This window comes from Bacillus sp. PK6-026, from assembly GCF_054161455.1.
In genome coordinates this window covers 673,427-691,664 of record NZ_CP096418.1, presented here as the reverse complement: position 1 = coordinate 691,664, position 18,238 = coordinate 673,427, and the positions used below count along the sequence as shown (strand labels likewise).

At 46.9% G+C, this 18,238-nt stretch carries 15 protein-coding genes; 2 read left to right on the top strand and 13 right to left on the bottom strand.

The window, feature by feature from the left end; translation table 11 throughout:
* Positions 1–22: 22 nt before the first annotated feature.
* The 13 genes from pgmB to M1D59_RS03420 all read right to left on the bottom strand — a co-directional run bounded on the left by pgmB (position 23) and on the right by M1D59_RS03420 (position 17,133).
* Positions 23–703 (bottom strand): beta-phosphoglucomutase, encoded by a 681-nt coding sequence (gene pgmB, locus M1D59_RS03480; RefSeq protein ID WP_144498007.1) that lies wholly within the window; start codon positions 701–703, stop codon positions 23–25.
* Complete coding sequence (locus M1D59_RS03475; RefSeq protein WP_458117790.1) at positions 700–2,406, bottom strand: glycoside hydrolase family 13 protein; 1,707 nt, start codon at positions 2,404–2,406, stop codon at positions 700–702. The genes pgmB and M1D59_RS03475 overlap by 4 nt, the downstream gene beginning before the upstream one ends.
* Positions 2,348–4,684: a glycoside hydrolase family 65 protein gene (locus M1D59_RS03470; RefSeq protein ID WP_458117789.1), complete on the bottom strand. Its 2,337-nt coding sequence runs from the start codon at positions 4,682–4,684 to the stop codon at positions 2,348–2,350. Before M1D59_RS03470 ends, M1D59_RS03475 begins: the two co-directional genes overlap by 59 nt.
* The gene (locus M1D59_RS03465) at positions 4,662–5,546 is read right to left on the bottom strand and encodes a DUF1189 domain-containing protein (protein WP_105981350.1); all 885 of its coding nucleotides are present in this window, start codon (positions 5,544–5,546) and stop codon (positions 4,662–4,664) included. The genes M1D59_RS03470 and M1D59_RS03465 overlap by 23 nt, the downstream gene beginning before the upstream one ends.
* 4 nt (positions 5,547–5,550) lie before the next feature.
* Positions 5,551–6,402 (bottom strand): sugar ABC transporter permease, encoded by an 852-nt coding sequence (locus tag M1D59_RS03460; protein WP_023855564.1) that lies wholly within the window; start codon positions 6,400–6,402, stop codon positions 5,551–5,553.
* Positions 6,403–7,710, bottom strand: coding sequence for a carbohydrate ABC transporter permease (locus tag M1D59_RS03455; protein WP_458117788.1), 1,308 nt, complete (start codon positions 7,708–7,710; stop codon positions 6,403–6,405). It abuts the gene before it with no gap.
* A 41-nt stretch (positions 7,711–7,751) separates the two neighbouring features.
* On the bottom strand, positions 7,752–9,005 hold the full coding sequence (locus M1D59_RS03450; protein WP_224146534.1) for an extracellular solute-binding protein: 1,254 nt from the start codon (positions 9,003–9,005) through the stop codon (positions 7,752–7,754).
* 94 nt (positions 9,006–9,099) lie between these two features.
* A complete protein-coding gene (locus tag M1D59_RS03445) occupies positions 9,100–10,863 on the bottom strand; it encodes a glycoside hydrolase family 13 protein (RefSeq protein WP_458117787.1) in 1,764 nt (587 codons plus the stop codon).
* Between the two features lie 115 nt (positions 10,864–10,978).
* The gene (locus M1D59_RS03440) at positions 10,979–11,929 is read right to left on the bottom strand and encodes a LacI family DNA-binding transcriptional regulator (RefSeq protein ID WP_020450398.1); all 951 of its coding nucleotides are present in this window, start codon (positions 11,927–11,929) and stop codon (positions 10,979–10,981) included.
* 167 nt (positions 11,930–12,096) lie between these two features.
* Positions 12,097–13,635, bottom strand: coding sequence for an alpha-amylase (gene amyS / locus M1D59_RS03435; RefSeq protein ID WP_101561794.1), 1,539 nt, complete (start codon positions 13,633–13,635; stop codon positions 12,097–12,099).
* 130 nt (positions 13,636–13,765) lie between these two features.
* The gene (locus tag M1D59_RS03430; protein WP_105979234.1) at positions 13,766–15,145 is read right to left on the bottom strand and encodes a polysaccharide deacetylase family protein; all 1,380 of its coding nucleotides are present in this window, start codon (positions 15,143–15,145) and stop codon (positions 13,766–13,768) included.
* 71 nt (positions 15,146–15,216) lie between these two features.
* Positions 15,217–15,894, bottom strand: a complete 678-nt coding sequence (locus M1D59_RS03425; RefSeq protein WP_035337087.1) for a DUF3298 and DUF4163 domain-containing protein — start codon at positions 15,892–15,894, stop codon at positions 15,217–15,219.
* 291 nt (positions 15,895–16,185) lie between these two features.
* Positions 16,186–17,133 (bottom strand): helix-turn-helix transcriptional regulator, encoded by a 948-nt coding sequence (locus M1D59_RS03420; RefSeq protein WP_023855558.1) that lies wholly within the window; start codon positions 17,131–17,133, stop codon positions 16,186–16,188.
* A gap of 94 nt (positions 17,134–17,227) precedes the next feature.
* Between M1D59_RS03420 and M1D59_RS03415 the strand changes: the two genes are divergently transcribed.
* Positions 17,228–17,653: a VOC family protein gene (locus tag M1D59_RS03415; RefSeq protein ID WP_023855557.1), complete on the top strand. Its 426-nt coding sequence runs from the start codon at positions 17,228–17,230 to the stop codon at positions 17,651–17,653.
* A gap of 260 nt (positions 17,654–17,913) precedes the next feature.
* The gene (locus tag M1D59_RS03410; protein ID WP_003179417.1) at positions 17,914–18,000 is read left to right on the top strand and encodes a putative holin-like toxin; all 87 of its coding nucleotides are present in this window, start codon (positions 17,914–17,916) and stop codon (positions 17,998–18,000) included.
* Positions 18,001–18,238: the final 238 nt, after the last annotated feature.

Here is an 18,238-nt window from a genome sequence, read left to right as displayed (position 1 = left end):
CGGCGGCCTGCCATTTTACGATTCATTTTTCTTCTCTTATGCAGCAACAGCGCTGCCATCCTTCCTTCAGCAGCTCAAATGTCAGCTCGTTTGTGTCGGGCACGATCAAATCAGCCCCGCTCAGCGATGTCTCATCACCGACTCCCACCGCAAACATCCCTGCGGATTTGATCGCGGCGATCCCGGCTTCAGCGTCTTCGATTGCTGCACACTGAGACGGAGGCACACCGAGCAGCGCTGCGGCCGTCAAAAAGATTTCGGGGTCGGGCTTTCCGCGAGCAAGCGCAGCCGGGTCAACGACAGCATGAAATTCGTCCATGAGCCCGAGCCGTTGCAAAATAGCGGGCGCGTTTCGGCTTGACGAAGCTAACGCGATGCTTACATTTTCCCTTTTCAATTCGGCAAATAGCCCGGCGATTCCCGGCAACAGGTCATGCGGTGTCAAGTTTTGGATCAGCTGTTGGTAGTATTGGTTTTTCCGGCGCATGATCTCTTGTTTCTCCGCCTCCCGATACGTTCCGGCTGCACCGCCGTGAATCAAAATCGTGTTAAGCGACCGCTCTCTGTCGATGCCTTTCAGTCGTTCATTAAAGCTCCGGTCAATCTCAATGCCGATTTGTTCGGCAGTATGTTTCCAAGCGAGATAATGATGCTCGGCCGTATCCGTGATCACGCCGTCCAAGTCAAAAATGACCGCTTTCATAATGTCGAACCCTTTGCCCGACTGATCATCATAAAAGCTTCATAGGGTTCCATGTCCATGCTGCCGCTTATATCAAGCCGCTCGCTGGCGTAATTGGATAACAGCACATCCCACTTGTCTTCAAGCAATTCCGGCGGAGCATGAAACAGCGCCTTTTCTTCTGACAAATTCACGGCGACTAACAGCTTTTCGCCCCGGTATTCACGGATATACGCAAAGATTTGCGGATCATCCTCAAGCAGCAGCTGGTAATCTCCATGTACGATAACTTTATGTTGTTTGCGCAGCCCGATGAGCTTCTGATAATAATAGAAAATCGAATCTTCATCTGAGAGCGATTCCTTCACATTGATTTCTTGATAGCGGGGATTTACCGCCAGCCAAGGCTCTCCAGCTGTGAAGCCCGCGTGTTTTCCGTCATCCCATTGCATCGGCGTTCTCGCGTGATCCCGCCCTTTTTTCGCCACGGCTTTTCGAAAGTCTTCCTCTGTCATCGTTTGATTTTCAATGACAAGTTCTCGGTATGCGTTTTTGATTTCGAGATCATCATACATCTTGAGCGGCATTTCACTGTTTGTCATGCCGATTTCTTCTCCCTGATAAATGAACGGGGTTCCCTTCATCCCGTGCAAGACCGTTGCAAATGCTTTAGCGCATTGTTTGCGCAGTTCGCGGTCATTGCCCCAGCGGGATATGACCCTCGGCTGATCATGATTTTCGAAATAAAGCGTGTTCCAGCCGACATTCATTAAAGCGGCCTGCCACCTCGTCATCGTCTTTTTTAAAGCGATCGGATCAAACGGCTTCATCTGCCATTTCCCATTCGGCGAATGTTGTTTTGTATCGATGTCCATATGTTCAAATGTAAAAATCATGTTCAGCTCATGTCTGCTTGGATCCGTGTATTTTATCGCTTCTTCAACATCTGAGCCGTTTGCTTCGCCGACCGTCATGCAGTCGTAACGGGACAGCACTTCCCGGTTCATCTCTTGTATAAATTCGTGCAGACGGGGGCCGTTTGAATGATAGCGGCCGACGACATAAGGACGGCTGTCATCTGTTTCATAATCGGGAAAGTCGACGTATTTGGAAATGGAACCGATCACATCCATCCGCCAGCCGTCAACGCCTCTGTCCATCCAAAACGTCATCAAATCGTATACTTCCCGGCGAACCGCTTCATTCTCCCAGTTTAAGTCAGGCTGCTTTTTCGAAAAGTAGTGAAGGTAATATTGCCCTGTCCGCTGATCGAATGTCCACGCCGATCCTGAAAAGATCGATCCCCAATTGTTCGGTTTTGAACCGTCCGCCTTTGGATCTTTCCAAAAATAATAATCACGGTAAGGATTGTCCTTTGACTTGCGGCTTTCGGCAAACCAGGCATGTTCATCAGACGTGTGGTTCACGACAAGATCCATGATGATTTTCATTCCGCGTTTATGCACTTCATCAATCAATTGAAACATATCATCGTTCGTCCCGAACTTTTCGTATATGCTTCTGTAGTCGCTGATGTCGTAGCCGTTGTCATCTTGCGGGGAATCAAACACAGGACACAGCCAGATAACATCGGCTCCGAGGCTTTTAATGTAATCGAGCTTTTGAATCATGCCCTGCAAATCACCGAATCCGTCTCCGTTGGAATCATAAAAACTCCGCGGGTAAATTTGATACACGACTGCCTCTTTCCACCATTGGCTCATCGGGCATCCTCCTTTCATACCGTCCGTTCAGTGCGATTTGCTCTCCATAAACTGTCATGGAAAGCGGTTCTCCTTTTACAAGGTTGAAGGCGACGCTGTTTTCCTCTACCTGCACATTGATTAGCCGGTTCCGATAATTGATGTTGAACGCATAACCGTCCCATTCCTTCGGCAAAAACGGAGCAAACGACAGCGTCTCATCTTGGGTCCGCATGCCGGCAAATCCTTGCACGATCGCGAGCCAGCTTCCGGTCATCGATGTAATATGAAGCCCTTCCTCTGTGTCATGATTGTAATTATCCAGATCAAGCCTCGCTGTACGCTTATACAGTTCAAGCGCTTTCTTTTCCATTTTGAGTTCAGCCGCCAGCACCGCATGGACAGACGGCGAAAGGCTCGATTCATGAACCGTCATCGGTTCATAAAATTCAAAGTTGCGCCGTTTTTCTTCCGTCGTAAATCGATGATTAAAGAAATAAATGCCTTGCAGAACATCCGCCTGCTTAATAAAACTGGAGCGGAGAATTTTGTCCCATGACCAATTCTGATAGAGCGGGCGGTCATCCGGTTCAAGCTCATCCGCTGCCTGAAGCTCTTTATCTAGGAATGTATCATGCTGAATAAAAACATTTAATTCCTCACTGTATGGATAGTACATTTTCGCAATGATATCCTTCCACCTCTCGATTTCGGCTTCCCGTATATCAAGCCGGCGGCGTTTTTCCTCCGGGAGGACAGCGAGGTTTTCGAGCGTGTACTCAAGCGTCCACGACGCAATCAAATTCGTATACCAGTTGTTGTTGACATTGTTTTCATATTCATTCGGCCCTGTAACGCCGTGGATCATATATTTGTTGTTACGTTTTGAGAAGTGGACACGGTCAGCCCAAAATCTGCTGATTTCGATGAGAACGTCTATCCCGTATTCTTTCATATAGTCACGGTCGCCTGTGTAATTGACATAATTGTAGATCGCATAACAGATTGCGCCATTGCGGTGAATTTCTTCGAAGGTGATCTCCCATTCATTGTGGCATTCATCGCCTGTGAAGGTCACCATCGGATAAAGGGCTCCCCTCAGCCCCAGTTTGGCCGCATTCCGTTTAGCTGCCTCCAAATGATGATATCGGTATAAAAGCAGATTCTTTGTCACCTCCGGCTCGGCCGTCGCCAAATACACAGGAACGGCGTACGCCTCAGTATCCCAGTAGGCCGCTCCTCCGTATTTCTCGCCCGTGAACCCTTTCGGCCCGATGTTTAAGCGCGAATCGGTTCCGTAGTATGTCGAGAAAAGCTGAAAGAGGTTGTACCGGATGCCCTGCTGAAGCTCATCATCCCCTTTAATTTCAATGTCAGCCTTTGCCCACCTTTCCATCCAATGTTCGGTATGCCTCCGCTTCGCTTCTTCATATCCCTGCTGAAGAACATCAGCCAAAAGCGCCCTGCCCTTTACTAAAAGCTCTGCTTCTTCAAAGTCCCGGGACGTTGTGACAATGATCAATTTTTTTAAAGAAGCCTTTGTTCCCGGCTTCACTTCGTAACAGAAGCGGTTTTCCGCGTACATCGCATCCGTTTGAAAATGCTCGCTGACATATCCTTCTGTCACATTGCACATTGAAGCAGCCACCGTAAAACGCGGCGTTCCAAACGGATTCTCAATCGTTTTCGTCACAAGATGACCGCGATGAGATTCGGCGCCTTTCACTTCTTCCTGCCAAAACCGCTCTTCGAAATTGGCATCCTCATTTGCGACATGGCCATCAAGATAAGGGACAAGTGTAATAACAGCTTCATCGGTCAGGCATTCCGCTTCATAATGAATCGCGCACAGCTGCTGGACATCAAGACTAAGAAAGCGCTCCGACGAAATTTTGACAGCCTTTTGATTCACACGAACGACAACGCTTCTCCGCAGGATGCCTTCCTTCATATTAAGCTCCAATTCAAACGATTCGATGCCGTTTTGATTGAGGTCGACTTTTTCGTCGTCTACATATACATCAATTCCGATGAAATTCATCGCATTGATCACTTTCCCGAAATATTCGGGATAGCCGTTTTTCCACCAGCCGACACGCGTTTTGTCCGGAAACCAAACCCCTGCAATATATGTGCCTTTGAGACTTTCGCCTGAATAGCTTTCTTCAAAATTCCCCCTGATCCCCATATAGCCGTTCGCCAAGGATGTCAGACTTTCCTGAAGCCGCTTATGTTCTTTTTCAAATTGGTTTGTTTTGATTTTCCACTGGTCGATCTCAAATAGCCGCTGATTTACCATGATTTCCTCCTGACTGAAGATTTTCGTTGTGATGGCGGGTTTTGAATATATGCCTGAAGATGAAAGAGACCATCAAAGCGCTTCCGCACGAATGGATGAGCAGCATCATGATGAAGTCAAAGCGGATCATACCAAAAGCCATTGCAGCCGCTGCCGGAAGCGCTGATCCGCACACCGCCGCTGCGGCCGCTTCCTTAAACGACCTTATCCCGGTCATGTTGGATTTTTTGGAGATCCAGATGCCTCCCGTCAGAACGGCCGTTACAAAAAGCGAAATGATGAAAACCGCGGAACAGGCCAGCATGATGATAAGCGGCTTATATTGGGCAAACCACATGGCACCGATAAAATCCCCTACATGATCGGCATCCAGATCATTCAGCCCGGCCTTTGCCGGATAGCGGACAGAAAACCCCGCTCCGCTTTGATCGCTGATGATCAGATGATCTGACTGAAAGATGAGCGCGTTTTGATAGCCGCCTTCCGCCTTTATCCGGCCGTTCTCACCGCTTGTTTTCAATTCATGCTTCAAATCGACCGCCAGCAAGGTTTTCTCTTTCTCCACACGGTACAGCTCGTCTGCGCCTGTCAATCTCCCGTTTGTCAATTGGTAGCCTTTTAATTGTTTGATGAATTGCGCGTCAGCCTTTTGAACAACGTTTGGGAGCAAATTCCCGGCGTTGAAGCGGTCCATTTTCATCAACGCAATCGACACGGGCGCCGTTAAGCAAGCTGTCAAAAACATAAACAGAAAAGAAATTTCGAGCCAGCTGAATGTATGTTTGCAGCGCATGACGCCCGCCGGTGATGCCGCTGCTTTAAGAAAGCGGACGATCAGCTTTTCGTGTCTCATGTCGTTCATCGGTTTATCCCTTCGTTCCGCCGGATGTCAAACCGGACACAAAGTTCTTTTGGAGAAAGAAGAACAAGATGCAAATCGGCAGAGCCGCAAGAATCGCGCCCGCTGCAAACAGCGCGACTTTTTGCTGCTGCGGATTGGAGATGAATGTCTGCAAACCGACGGCGATGGTCAGGCTTTCCGGCGAGCGAAGCAGAAATTTCGCCAGCAGATAGTCGCCGAACGGCCCCATAAACGCCCACAGCGCCTGGACAGCAAGCATCGGTTTCACAAGCGGCAGAACGACCGAAGCAAAGATCCGCAGGTGCCCCGCTCCGTCAATCCGCGCCGCTTCATCGATTTCTCTAGGTACTGTATCAAAGTAGCCCTTCATCAGCCATGTGTTCATCGGAATTCCGCCGCCGATATAGATTGCAGTTAAAAACCAATATTGGTCCAAAGCTCCGATCAGCATGGCCAGGACGTAAAAAGCGGTCAGCGCCGCCATCGTCGGCACCATTTGAATGATCAAAAAGAAAATGAGACTCTTTTTTCGGCCCGCAAACCGGTAGCGGCTGTACGTATAGCCGGCAAGCGTCACAATCGTCACCTGGAACACCATGACAGACAGCGCGATCACAAGCGTATTCCCGTACCAGTTGAGGTAAAGCGTCTCTTCAAACAGCCGCTTAAAGTGGTCCAATGTCCATTGGCCCGAAAAATCGAGTGTAAAAGCCGCTACATTCCCGACCCGAAATGCGGATGATGCCGTGATCAAAAGCGGATAAATAATCACGATGCTTAAAAACGTCAAAAATATATAGGTCAAAACCTTGTTCAGCATCCCGGTGAACCGCGTATTTTTGAAAATCCCTCTCATCTACATGACCTCCTCATTGCCAAAGGCATTCGATTTCTTAAAAGCAATCAGGGAAACCCCGATGACAATGAAAGAAATGAGCAGTGTGACAGCAGCCGCCACGGAATACTGCGGCGACGTTCCCGTCGTCAGCTTATAGATCCAGGATATTAAGATGTCGGTTGACCCAGCTCCGGCCCCCGCACTCCCCGGACCGCCCTCATTAAATAAATAGATGATCGAGAAGTTATTGAAATTAAACGTATACTGGGTAATCATCACCGGTGCGGTCGCAAATAAAATCATCGGCAGCGTAATGTGTTTAAAGCGCTGAATAAATGTCGCGCCGTCAATTTTTGCCGCTTCATAAAGCTCTCCGGGAATCGCCTGAAGCACCCCTGTCACCATGACATAAATGTATGGAAAACCGAGCCACGTCTGAATCATAATCAAAGCCGTCTTCGTCCAGAACGGATCGGTCTTCCATGCGACAGCCGGGATATCGACGAACGGGAGCTGGTTCAAAAGCGGGATCACTTGGACGTTCATCGCGCCCGCCGAGTCATTAAAAATGTTGGCAAAGCTCATAATCGTAATAAATGCCGGAACGGCCCACGGAAGCAGAAAGATGATCCGGAACATCCGCTTGCCTTTAATAAAGTTTTGATTGACGACCAACGCTGTCACGATGCCGAGAACAATTTGCAGCGTTGTCGCACAGACTGTCCAGATGATCGTCCAGCCCAGTACATCGGCGAATGTTTGCCGATATGAGCCAAGGAAAAAGATATTCATGAAATTTTTAAAGCCGACCCAGTCGATGAGACTGTTAGGCGGAATATGATAAAAATCGTAGTTTGTAAACGCGATAAACAGAGTCACCAGCACCGGAAAAATAATTACAAACACCATCATGAGGTATGCCGGCAGCGTAAATAAATACGGAAACCCTTTGTCACCTGCATTTCTGATCATGTCCCCGGCCGTCTCGCTGATTTTCAAACCCGCCGCTTTCATCGCGGCGGTCTTCCGGGCATCATACAGATTAAAGATGTAAAACATCAGAAAAACGAGCGTCAATATCAATTGCAGCGTGCCCTCTATCAACAGAAACAGCGAGTGATCTTCTCCCGGGACAGTCCCCAGCGTCACGAGGCCGATTAGCGCCTGATAACCGAAAACCGCTAACTCACAAATAAACAAGCCTGTGATGACAAGAAAAAGGATCCCCTTTGAAAACTGCCGGTTTGCAATCTGGCCAGCACCGGGAATAATCGATAACAGCGCTGCCTTCCGGCTCCGTTTTGCAAGTGTTTGGTCTTTGTTCATTTTTTTCGCCCTCTATTCTTCCGGACGCTAAAACCGCCGTTTTATTTCACATACTTTTCTTTAATGTTTTCTTTAATTACACGGACGGCATCATCCGCTGATTGCTGTGCCGATTTTTTCCCTGCTGCCGCGTCAAATATCAGGCTTTCTGCACCTGTCCACACCTCGGCCATCTCCGGAATGTTCGGAGTCGGAGTCGCCGTTTCGTATTGTGTGATGACCGCCGACGTCAGCTCGCTTTTTTGCTCCCCTGCTTTTTTTCGTGCGGCGAGGTTGGCCGGAACTTCGTTCGTATCTTCATAAAAACGGTAAGCATTTTCGTCATTTGCGGCATATTGCAGCCACTTTTCAGCAAGCTCTGCCTCTTTCGTATATTTAGAGGCGACCCAGCCTTTTCCGCCTGCAAACGGGGCATATTCTTTTCCGTTTGGCAATGTCGGGATTTTCGCGGCACCGTAGTTCAAACCGGCTTCTTTATAATTGGAAGCCGACCATGGACCTCCGATAACAGCAGCTGCTTTTCCGTCCATAAAGGTCTGCTGGATAAAATCGTCAGCGCTCGTATTGTCCTGCATGCCTTTCGGCCAATATTCACTGAACCATTTCTCGGCGTATTCCACCGCTTCCACGGCCCCGTTGTTGTTCAGACCGATGTCTCCGGAATCCGTGCCGTCAGCTCCGAATACATATCCCCCGTATCCCGCCATTAAACCGTATGACATGTAAAAGTCCGTCCACTTTGCGAGAAAAGCGGTCGATTTTCCTTTTTCCGAAGAAAAAGCGAACCTCTTGTCTTTTGTTAAATCCTCAAGCTCGTTAAAGGTTTTTGGCGGCGCTTTTAACAGGTCTTTGTTGTAATAGAGTACGAGAGTTTCAATAACAAGCGGGATTCCGTAGACTTTTCCGTCAACTGTTACTTGCTGCATTTCTTTGTCGCCGAAGCTTTTAGTCTCAGACGGTTTGACTTCCAGCAAATGCCCTTGCTGTCCTAAGCCGCCGATACGGTCGTATGCCGCAAGCATGACATCGGGCGCATTGCCTGCCGGGCCGTCAAGAGGAAGCGCTTCAAGCTGATCGAACATTGGCTTTTCAACAATTTTGACTGTCACATCATTCTCTTTTTCAAAACCTTCCTTTATGCTTTCAACGTAAGGTTTATAGACCTCTTCTACAGACACGGTCAGCACTTTTTTCCCGCCGTTGCCCCCCGTTTCCTTTGAACTTGAACAGGCGGCAAGACCGAACAGCAGAACTGTCGCCAGCATCGCTAAAAATCCTTTTTTTAAATGTTGCATCTTTTTTCCCCCTTCTATCTTAGAATCTGAGACAATTGTAATCCTCGATAGAAAGCGGTTACAATAGTTTAAATTCTGTTACCGGTAACAGAATTTAAACCGCCCCCAAAATGAAAAACCCGCCTGGCTGTATGTCGACCGCATCATCATGATGGAGCGCTTCTTCCGACCACGCATCATATATTCTTTTGTCGCTTGCAATCTTCAAATCCCGCAATCTGACACGGCGCACCTCGCTGCCCTGGTGGAAGAAGTAGATCAGCTCTTTTCCTTCATCCGTTCGGGAAAAACTGACAAAATCGTTTTCGTCGTCAACCAGCCTCCATTCGAGCGCTCCATACGTCAATACATCATTTTCTTGTTTTCGCAAAGCGATCAGCCGTTTCATAAATGTGAGCATCTCTTGATTCTGTTTCTCTTCTTCCCAAACCATGCACTTCCGGCACAATGGGTCATCCCCGCCGTCCAGCCCGATTTCGGTTCCGTAATAAATGCACGGCGAGCCTGTCTGAGCAAACATAAATGCCAAAAGAGAGCGTACTTTTTTCTCATCTCCTCCGCATCTTGTCAAAATCCGCTTCGTGTCATGGCTGTCCAGCAAATTAAACATCACCTCATTGACCTGCTTCATCCCGCTCATGAGATGCGAATTGATGCGGCTCGCCATTTGCGAAGCTGAAATCGATCCGTCTGCAAAATAGTCAATCATCGGTTCTGTGAACGGGTAGTTCATAACCGAATGAAATTCGTCTCCTCTAAGCCACGGATCAGCCTGATGCCAGATTTCGCCCAATATAAAAATGTCGGGCTTTTCTGCCGTAACGGCTTGACGGAACTTCTTCCAAAACGCATGATCGACTTCATTCGCCACATCCAAACGCCAGCCGTCGATATCAAATTCGCGTATCCAGTACAGCGCGATATCAAGTAAATAAGCCTGAACTTCCGGGTTGGCGGTATTGAGCTTTGGCATCTCGGGCGTAAACGCAAATGTATCGTAGCCGCCTTCTTTAACAGGGAAAGAATGAACATGAAACCAGTCTTTATAACGGGACTTTTCACCGTTTTTGACGACATCCTGCCACTCTCGCGAAGCGCTGCCGATGTGATTAAAAACAGCGTCAAGCATGATCTTCATTCCCCGCTCGTGAAGCCGGCTGACCAGCGTGCGAAAGAGTTCCTCATCGCCAAAATGCGGATCGATCGAGCAATAGTCCAATGTATCGTATTTATGGTTGGAAGGCGCGGCAAAGATCGGCGTCAAATAAATGCCGCCTACCCCCAAGTCTTCCAGATAGTCCAGTTTGTCTATGATCCCCTGCAAATCCCCTCCGAAAAAATCGTCCACCTCGGGGTCCTTGCTTCCCCACGGCAAAGCGTTTTCCGGAGACAAATCCTCTCGGCCGCTGGCAAAGCGCTCCGGAAAAATTTGATACCAGACGGTTGATTTGACCCAGTCGGGTGCATTAAACGTATCTGCCTCATGAACAAATGGAAATTTAAAACAGTACTTGGCCATATCTGCCGCTTTTCCGGCAAACGGACAGGCACCACTGCTTCCGTAAAAAGTGTCTTGACCATCAGCGCCTGTAAGGATAAACCCGTATTGCAGACGCCTGAATGGAGGCGCCACTTCGGCAAACCAGTAATCATGCGTGCTTGTCGCGGCAATTTTCGCCATCGCAAGCTCGTTCGCTTTCCATGTGCCGCCGGTGTATTCGTAAGGATCTCCCCAAATGAAGCGTACGTGATCGGCATCATTCTTTTTTGTACGGATTTTGATGTGCAATGTCCTTCCATCGTAAGAATAGGCATCAGAGCTGAAAGGCTGATGATGAATCGCTGCATATTCCATCATGTTTCCCCCTTTTTGGTTGTCCGGCTGTGATAAACCGGCTTTTATTCTGAAATTATCATGACGGCATAACAGGAACAATCATTTTCAGCTTGTTACCGGTAACAGAATGAGACCCTTACAAAGTCGATTCCCGGACAATAAGTTCCGGCTCAAAAAATTGATTGCCTTGCGACGCTCCGTCTTCATTGATTTTTTTCAGCAGGATTCTGGCGCAAGCCTCTCCCATTTCAACAACAGGCTGTCTGATCGTTGTCAGGCGAGGCGAAGCGATCCGGTCGAGAAACACCCCGTCATAGCCGGTAACTGCGACATCTTCCGGAATTTTTTTGCCGAGCGATTGCGCCGCGCGGATGACCCCGAGCGCGATGCGGTCGGAAGCGCAAACCACGGCTGCCGGTGCATCAAGGGATGCCAGCACTTCCAGTGCGCGTGCTTCACTTTTTTTCGAACTGTTTTCCATCCGGAAAATCGCCGCTTTTTTCAGACTGCCTTCCATCGCCTGAAGGTAGCCTTTTTCCCTTGACCGTTCAAAGGGTTCATCCAAATCGATTCCAAAAAAGACGACATTGCGGACGCCCAGCCCAATGACGTGGCGTGTTGCCATATAGGTACCTTTTTCATTGTTAACATCAATAAAATCATAGCCCATTTCATTTTGGCCAAATACAACGACAGGCTTTTCAAATACTTTAATCAGCCCTTCAAAATCGGCTTTTCTCAACCCCGTCGCTATAATGCCGTCACACTGGCCGATATTGAGAGATTTCCTTGTGACAAGCTGCAAAGCATAATGGTGACGATCCAGCTCGCGGCTGATTCCCGTTAACAGGTTCATATAATAAGGTTCAGTCGTATCCATTTCTTCCAGTATGAGCAGCTTAACGACCTGTGTTCTGTTTTGAACGAGCGCTCTTGCTGCATAGTTCGGTATATAATTGAGCTCCTTCATTGCGGAATGAACAAGCTTTTTCAATTCATCCGTCACAGTCTCAGGATGATTGATCACCCGCGATACCGTCATTTTCGACACATTTGCTTTCTTTGCTACATCAGATAACGTTGCCATTTCATCCCCGCCTTACCTATACGATTCAAACTGTCAGCTAGTCCTTCCTGAGGGCTGATGACACCTTGTTAAAATTAATTATAAGATGGAATCAAAGAAATTTTATAAGAAGGAGAAAATAAAAAAACGGATTTCCTTTAGGAAATCCGTCCTATCACTCTTTTCTTCTATCTTTGAACATAGATCGAAACCGATCCGCCGTTTACGTGAAACTCCCCCCAGCCTTCTGCATTGATGACAACAGAATCGGAACGGTTTCCGGTGATGTCATGCCATGTCTCACCGGCGTTTTGCCGGCCGACATACATTCGCTTTGTCCCGCTGGGTCCGTCTGTTATTAACGCCGCCAAACCAGAATTTGCAACCGAGCTGTCGCCTTCCCTCGTCCAGCCGACAATGTCATGATGATCGAAATAATCATGCTGTGCTCCGTACGCATATTGTTTTCTCGCTTTTAAGATCGGTTCGATTTTGTGTTTCAGGGCAGGAATTTCGCGCTGCGAGGCTCCTTTCGTCCCGTACATATCCCCGTAGAAAATCTGCGGGTAGCCTGCTTCTCTTGTCAAAATAAAAGCGTAAGCCAGCGGCTTAAACCATGTTTGGACAGTCGACTCAAGCGATTGCCCCGGCTGTGTATCATGGTTATCAACAAACGTAACCGCTTTCACAGGATGCTTGGAAACGACTGTTCCGTTCAGCAATTTCCTCATATCATAGCCGCCTCCCTGTGTCGATGCAGCATGGAACTGGTAATGAAGCGGCACGTCAAACACTGAATGATTAAAGTTTGTTTTGTTCAAATAGTTTTCCAGCGCACCTAAGTCATTCTGCCAATATTCGGCTACCGTAAACATTTCCTTTCCTGTTTTTTCCCTGACATGATTGACCCAATCCCGCAAAAAAGAAAATTTAATGTGTTTGACGGCATCAAGGCGGAATCCGTCCAATTGCAGCTCATTGGCATACCACGTTCCCCATCTCTTTATTTCTGCCGTGACATCAGGATGATCATAATCGATGTCGGCATACATCAAGTAATCATAGTTGCCGTTTTCATTGGAAACTTCCCAATCCCATGCCTTTCCTTGAAACTTATAGATGCGGTTCAGCTTTCGGGACTCGTCCCAATCGGTTCCGTCAAAATGGTACCAATGCCATTTGAAATCGCTGTATGTGCTGCCGCGCCCCGGGAATTGAAAATGTGTCCACGCTTTGATTCGCTGTTCTCCTGATGTTACGCGGTTGCGGTCGGCGGGATCGACTTCAACAGCCGTTACATCTTCGGTCGCATCAGCGCCGCCTTTGTGGTTGATGACTACATCGCCGTAAACGTTGATGTCCCGGGAATGAAGACTGTTGATCGCAGATTGCAGTTCTCCCTTTGTGCCGTACTTTGTCCGAACCGTCCCTTTTTGATGAAACTCCCCTAAATCATACAGATCGTAAGCGCCGTAGCCTACATCGTCTTGACTCGTTCCCTTATATGCCGGGGGAATCCAGACGGCAGTAATACCGTGTTCAGCCAAATATGCCGAGTCATTTTGTAAGCGTTTCCAATGTTGGCCGTCATTTGGCATGTACCACTCAAAATATTGCATCAGCGTCCCATTAAGATTTGCCGCCGCAGCTGCAGAGTGAGGCAGCAAGAAGATGAGCGCAAATAACAGCGGCAGCAATCGGGCATAAAGCCGTTTGTGTTGTTTCATGATTTTCCTCTCCCCTTTCAAAGTGAAACACATGCTATTGTATAAATATTTTGAATTTTTAACAAATATCGTTTTCCCTATATTTTCTTGCAACAGAAAAGCGCCGATATGGCGCTTTCTTCTCATTTATTCAATATCCTCTCTGCTTCTTCACTTCTTCAAGCTGAGATACAGTTACCAATTGATAGCCCTTTGCTTTCAGCTTTTTAATAATCTCTTCCGCCGCTTCTGCGGACGTTGCATAAATATCGTGCATTAAGACGATTTTTCCGTCTCCCGCATGACTCATGACATGATTGACAATCTTTTGTTTATTTCTGTACTTCCAATCTTCCGGATCAACATCCCACAACGAGACCTTCAGATTGGAAAGCGAGCGGACGGAATCATTGATTCCGCCATATGGAGGGCGCAAGTGTGCCGGCTGGTGTCCGCTGATTTTTTCGATCATTTCTTGCGTGTCGTTAATTTCCTGATACGCTTTTTCGTTTGACAGCCTTGTCAATAACGGATGGTCCCAGGAATGGTTGCCGACTTCGTTTCCTTCCTTCAGCATCCGTTTTATGGTTTCGGGATAATATTGGGCTCTGCTTCCAAGCACGAAGAAGGTCGCATGCCCTTCATGCTTTTGTAAAGCATTCAATATTTTATTCGTTGTAGCGGGATTCGGGCCGTCATCAAATGTGAGAGCAATCACTTTTTCATCAGGATTTATTTTCGCCTGTTTCGGAAGGGGGACAGGCTCCTGCTCTCGTTTGGCCTGAAGACGGCTCTTTTTCATATCCTGATATTGGTCTTTTAAAATATCTTTTACCCATTCTTTTTTTATTTTTACAGACTGCTCAAGACCGGTTTGTTTTTTCTCAAAATAAAATTCGACTTCGTTTTCCAGGAGCGCGAAGCGGCTGAAATGCTCTTCCTGAGGGCTTGTCCCTTCTTTTAATAAAGCCGTGTCGGCAGACGGATTCCGATTTTTCAATTCCTGATAGGCAATGCTTGAAATCCTGTTCAGAAAATCTGAATTTTCTTCGAACAGGTCTTGAAGGGACAGCAGCTTTTTCTGTTTTAAATCGGCGTTAAACGTCTTGACAGACGTTGTACCCGAAACGCCCCCGGCCTCTATGTATTGATTCAGCACCACACTGGCTGCATCTTTTGTGTAATAGACAACCTTATATTTGATGTTCAGTTCAAAAGGCCCGTCTTCATGCTGAGCCTGGGCCTTTGCATTATCCTCTTTAAAACTGGCCAATTCTTGATTCACATAATCTTTTATTTGTTCATCGATTTCTTTTATGCGAAATACCGGATAGTGGATGGCATACCGCTCTTGTTTGCTGTCGCTGACCATGGATTCGACGCCGAGGCCGGATTGTCCGCCGTCTTTTTTTGGTTGAGGGGGCTCTTGACTGTTGCTTGACACCTTATTGTAAGAGTACCCCGCCAAACCTATTAATATCGTTAAAAAAATCAACATTTTAACCCATCGAAATGATGGTTTGCCAGACATCGCTGCTCACTCTCCTGTTTCATGACTTGCTTTCTCTGTTTCTATTACAAATATTGTTTCTCATACCGGGACTAATATAAAAGCGTCGACGGAAGCTTTATTTCCTGATTTCCGGCCGCATACGGGGCGATATCATACTGCTGAAATACAATTGAAATTCCGCTGCTTGTATAATAGAAAGCCGTGTGTTCATCCAAGCGGATATCGCTCTTTTTAAGATCAGAATAAAACTGTTCCGGATGTTCGTTGATATAGCTGAAAATATAGTTTTTTGCTTTTTCGATTTTTGCCTGATTGTTTAATACGTCAGTCAGCACGACTTGTTTGCGCTTGTCAAAGTCAAAGTTGTAGGATGTAGCGGTGTACATGCCGTGCGCGCCGCCGGAGAACTGATAGTCATAGATTAAAAAGCTCAGTTTGCCTTCCTCGTTGTATTTGACTTTGTAGGACGTTTCATAGACGTTCTCCTCGTCCTTATCCTTCTTTTCGGCATCTTTAACGATTTTTTGAAATTCTTTATAAGAGTTTTTTAAATGATGTTTTACCGCTTCGTTGGCCAGCTGGGCATCTTCTTCCTTCAAATCGCTGAATACCGGAAAAGAAAGCGAACTGATGTCTTTGTAATATTCCGTGTGAATCGCGGCTTTTCTATTTTGTGAAGCGTTTATTTGAGATGTTCCTTTATTGATGATGAATAGCAGCGATGCTGTGAGTACAAGGAATCCTAAAATAGCCATCGCTTTTTTCATAAGCATGCTCCTTTGTCAATCTTCTTTTAAACTCGTAACATATCATTTTCTTTTGTAACACAAATGTAATATTTATTTCATATTTGTAATGATACCCACTTTTAAATCCCCCGTCAACTTTTTTGGGTAAAAATTTCTTCTGACGGCAAAAATAAGACACTCTCAATTCCTGAGAGTGTCGTTAACGGAATGATGAATGAGACGTGCGTCTTCACGCTTTTTTTGAGGGGCTTTAAAGGCGGAAAAACGCAGGCCGCGGTCTTCGTGATCAGTCTGACCGGAGTCTTCATTTTAGCCGTATTGTTTCAGCATGTCGGATAATGTCCGCTTCATCCTTTCGATTAATTCGGAAGGCTTCTGAATAATTGCTTCCCGGCCGAATGAAATGAAATAATCCGCAAAAAAATCAATGTCCTTCGGCGCGATCTCTCCTTTCAGCACGCCGGACCCGTCTTCTTTTACATCCAGCTCAAGGTGCGGCCATTTGAGGGAACCGTGCCGTTCTACTCCTTTTTTTGTCAGCTCCGCGGATAATTCCAATGTCTCCCTTGGCCGGGACACAGCTGAAAAACGGTTCTTTAAATTAAGACCGGTCAAATCAAGCGGGGCCGTATGTTCATCAAGTTCGGCCCGCTTAATCCGGTCGCACCTGAAGATGCGGTAGTCTTGTCTTAAAAAACAGTAAGCCGGGCAATACCACTTCCCTTGATTGGCATAGATTCCGATCGGCTGAATGTTTCTCTTGCTTGCTGCGCCATTTGCTTCATATTCGATGATCAACACCTTTTGCTGAACTGCCGCTTCAAGCAGCACCTTTAAGACCGGAATGTCGTCTTTTTGCTCATAAGGCGTATAAAAAGCAACGCGATCCTTCATACTGTCAATCGCATCCCGGATGTCTCCTGTAAGGTTCAAATAAAATTTCTTTTTGATGGAGTCGTACTGAGCGTCAAACGGCAGGGATATATAATGCTTCAGCGCATCGATCGCAAAGAAGATGGCGATCGCTTCGTTCTCGCTGAAGGCGATGGGAGGAAGAATCCTTTCATTTAACACTTGATACCCTCCGTGGGGGCCGGTTTCAGAATAGAGGGGCACCCCCATTTCGCTGAGCTCTTGCAAATCCCTTAAAACCGTTCTCTTGGAAACGCCGAATTCCTGCGCCAGCTCCCCGACCGTAAATCGTTTTTTCCGGTTTACCATCATGATCATTTCATTCAATCGTTTCGCTTTAGACATGAAAACCTCCAATCATTTTTTAACCATGACATAAGTTGTCACCATTATAATATACAATCTTCTTAGATCAACAAAAAAAGGAGATGTTCGCTCTATGAAAACGCAATTTACACCTTACATCCTGATGAATGGAAGAGCAAAGGAAGCGATTGATTATTATCGTGATGTACTCGAGGCTGAAGTAAAGTTCAGTCAGACGATTGGCGAAGGCCCCGCAGATGAGGCGGCGAATTTTAAGGATGACGAATTGGATTTCATCGCACACGCCGTTTTGACAATCGGCGACGCCGTCATGATGATCGCCGACATCATTCCTGAACTGCCTTTCCAAAGTGGAAACCAATTGTCCATTTGCGTAACGGCAGCTGACGTTTCTTCGGCCAAGCGGCTGTTTGGCAAGCTGAGCGAGCGGGGCGAGGTCAAGCTTGAGCTGAAGGAGACTTATTTCAGTCCCGCTTACGGCATTGTCACCGATCCGTTCGGCGTTACCTTTCAAATTTTTGCCGCGCGTCCCGCATAAATGAACAAATGAGACAGATCAAAAAAGGCCCGGTTTTATGAACCGGCCTTTTTTGCACGGAAAAATTTGCAGGGTTTTTGGCTAAAAAGCGGTATTTGACCGCAAAAATTTAAAAAACTGCGCTTTTTCAAATTCACTTGACAAAGGGCATTTATGGAAACGCCTCTTCTTTTTGGTATAATAAGGGGTAGCAACAGTTCGGTTCTATATAAGGGCGGTCGGCTCACCCTCCGTCTCTTGGAGAGAAAGGGGGTGAGCATGTGACAGTATCAGAGGCGTTGCAACTCATGGTCTCTTTCGGCATTCTTGTCGTGGCAATTCTGTCATCGAACGACAAAAAAAAGTAAGATCGCCCTTGATTCCCACACCAAGACGATCTTACTTTTTAATTGGGATCTAAAAATAGAGCCGACTCCTTTTTACGGAGCCTCTCTGTTGCTTCCGGGAGATGTTGCCGCATCTTCCGGTTTTTTTCAGTTTACGCATTCATCTAAAGATTATTCTGTTTCACACCTTGAATATATCACGATTTCCTTTATTTATCAATATGGATGCGTTTATATAAAAATGGAGTCACGGTCAAAT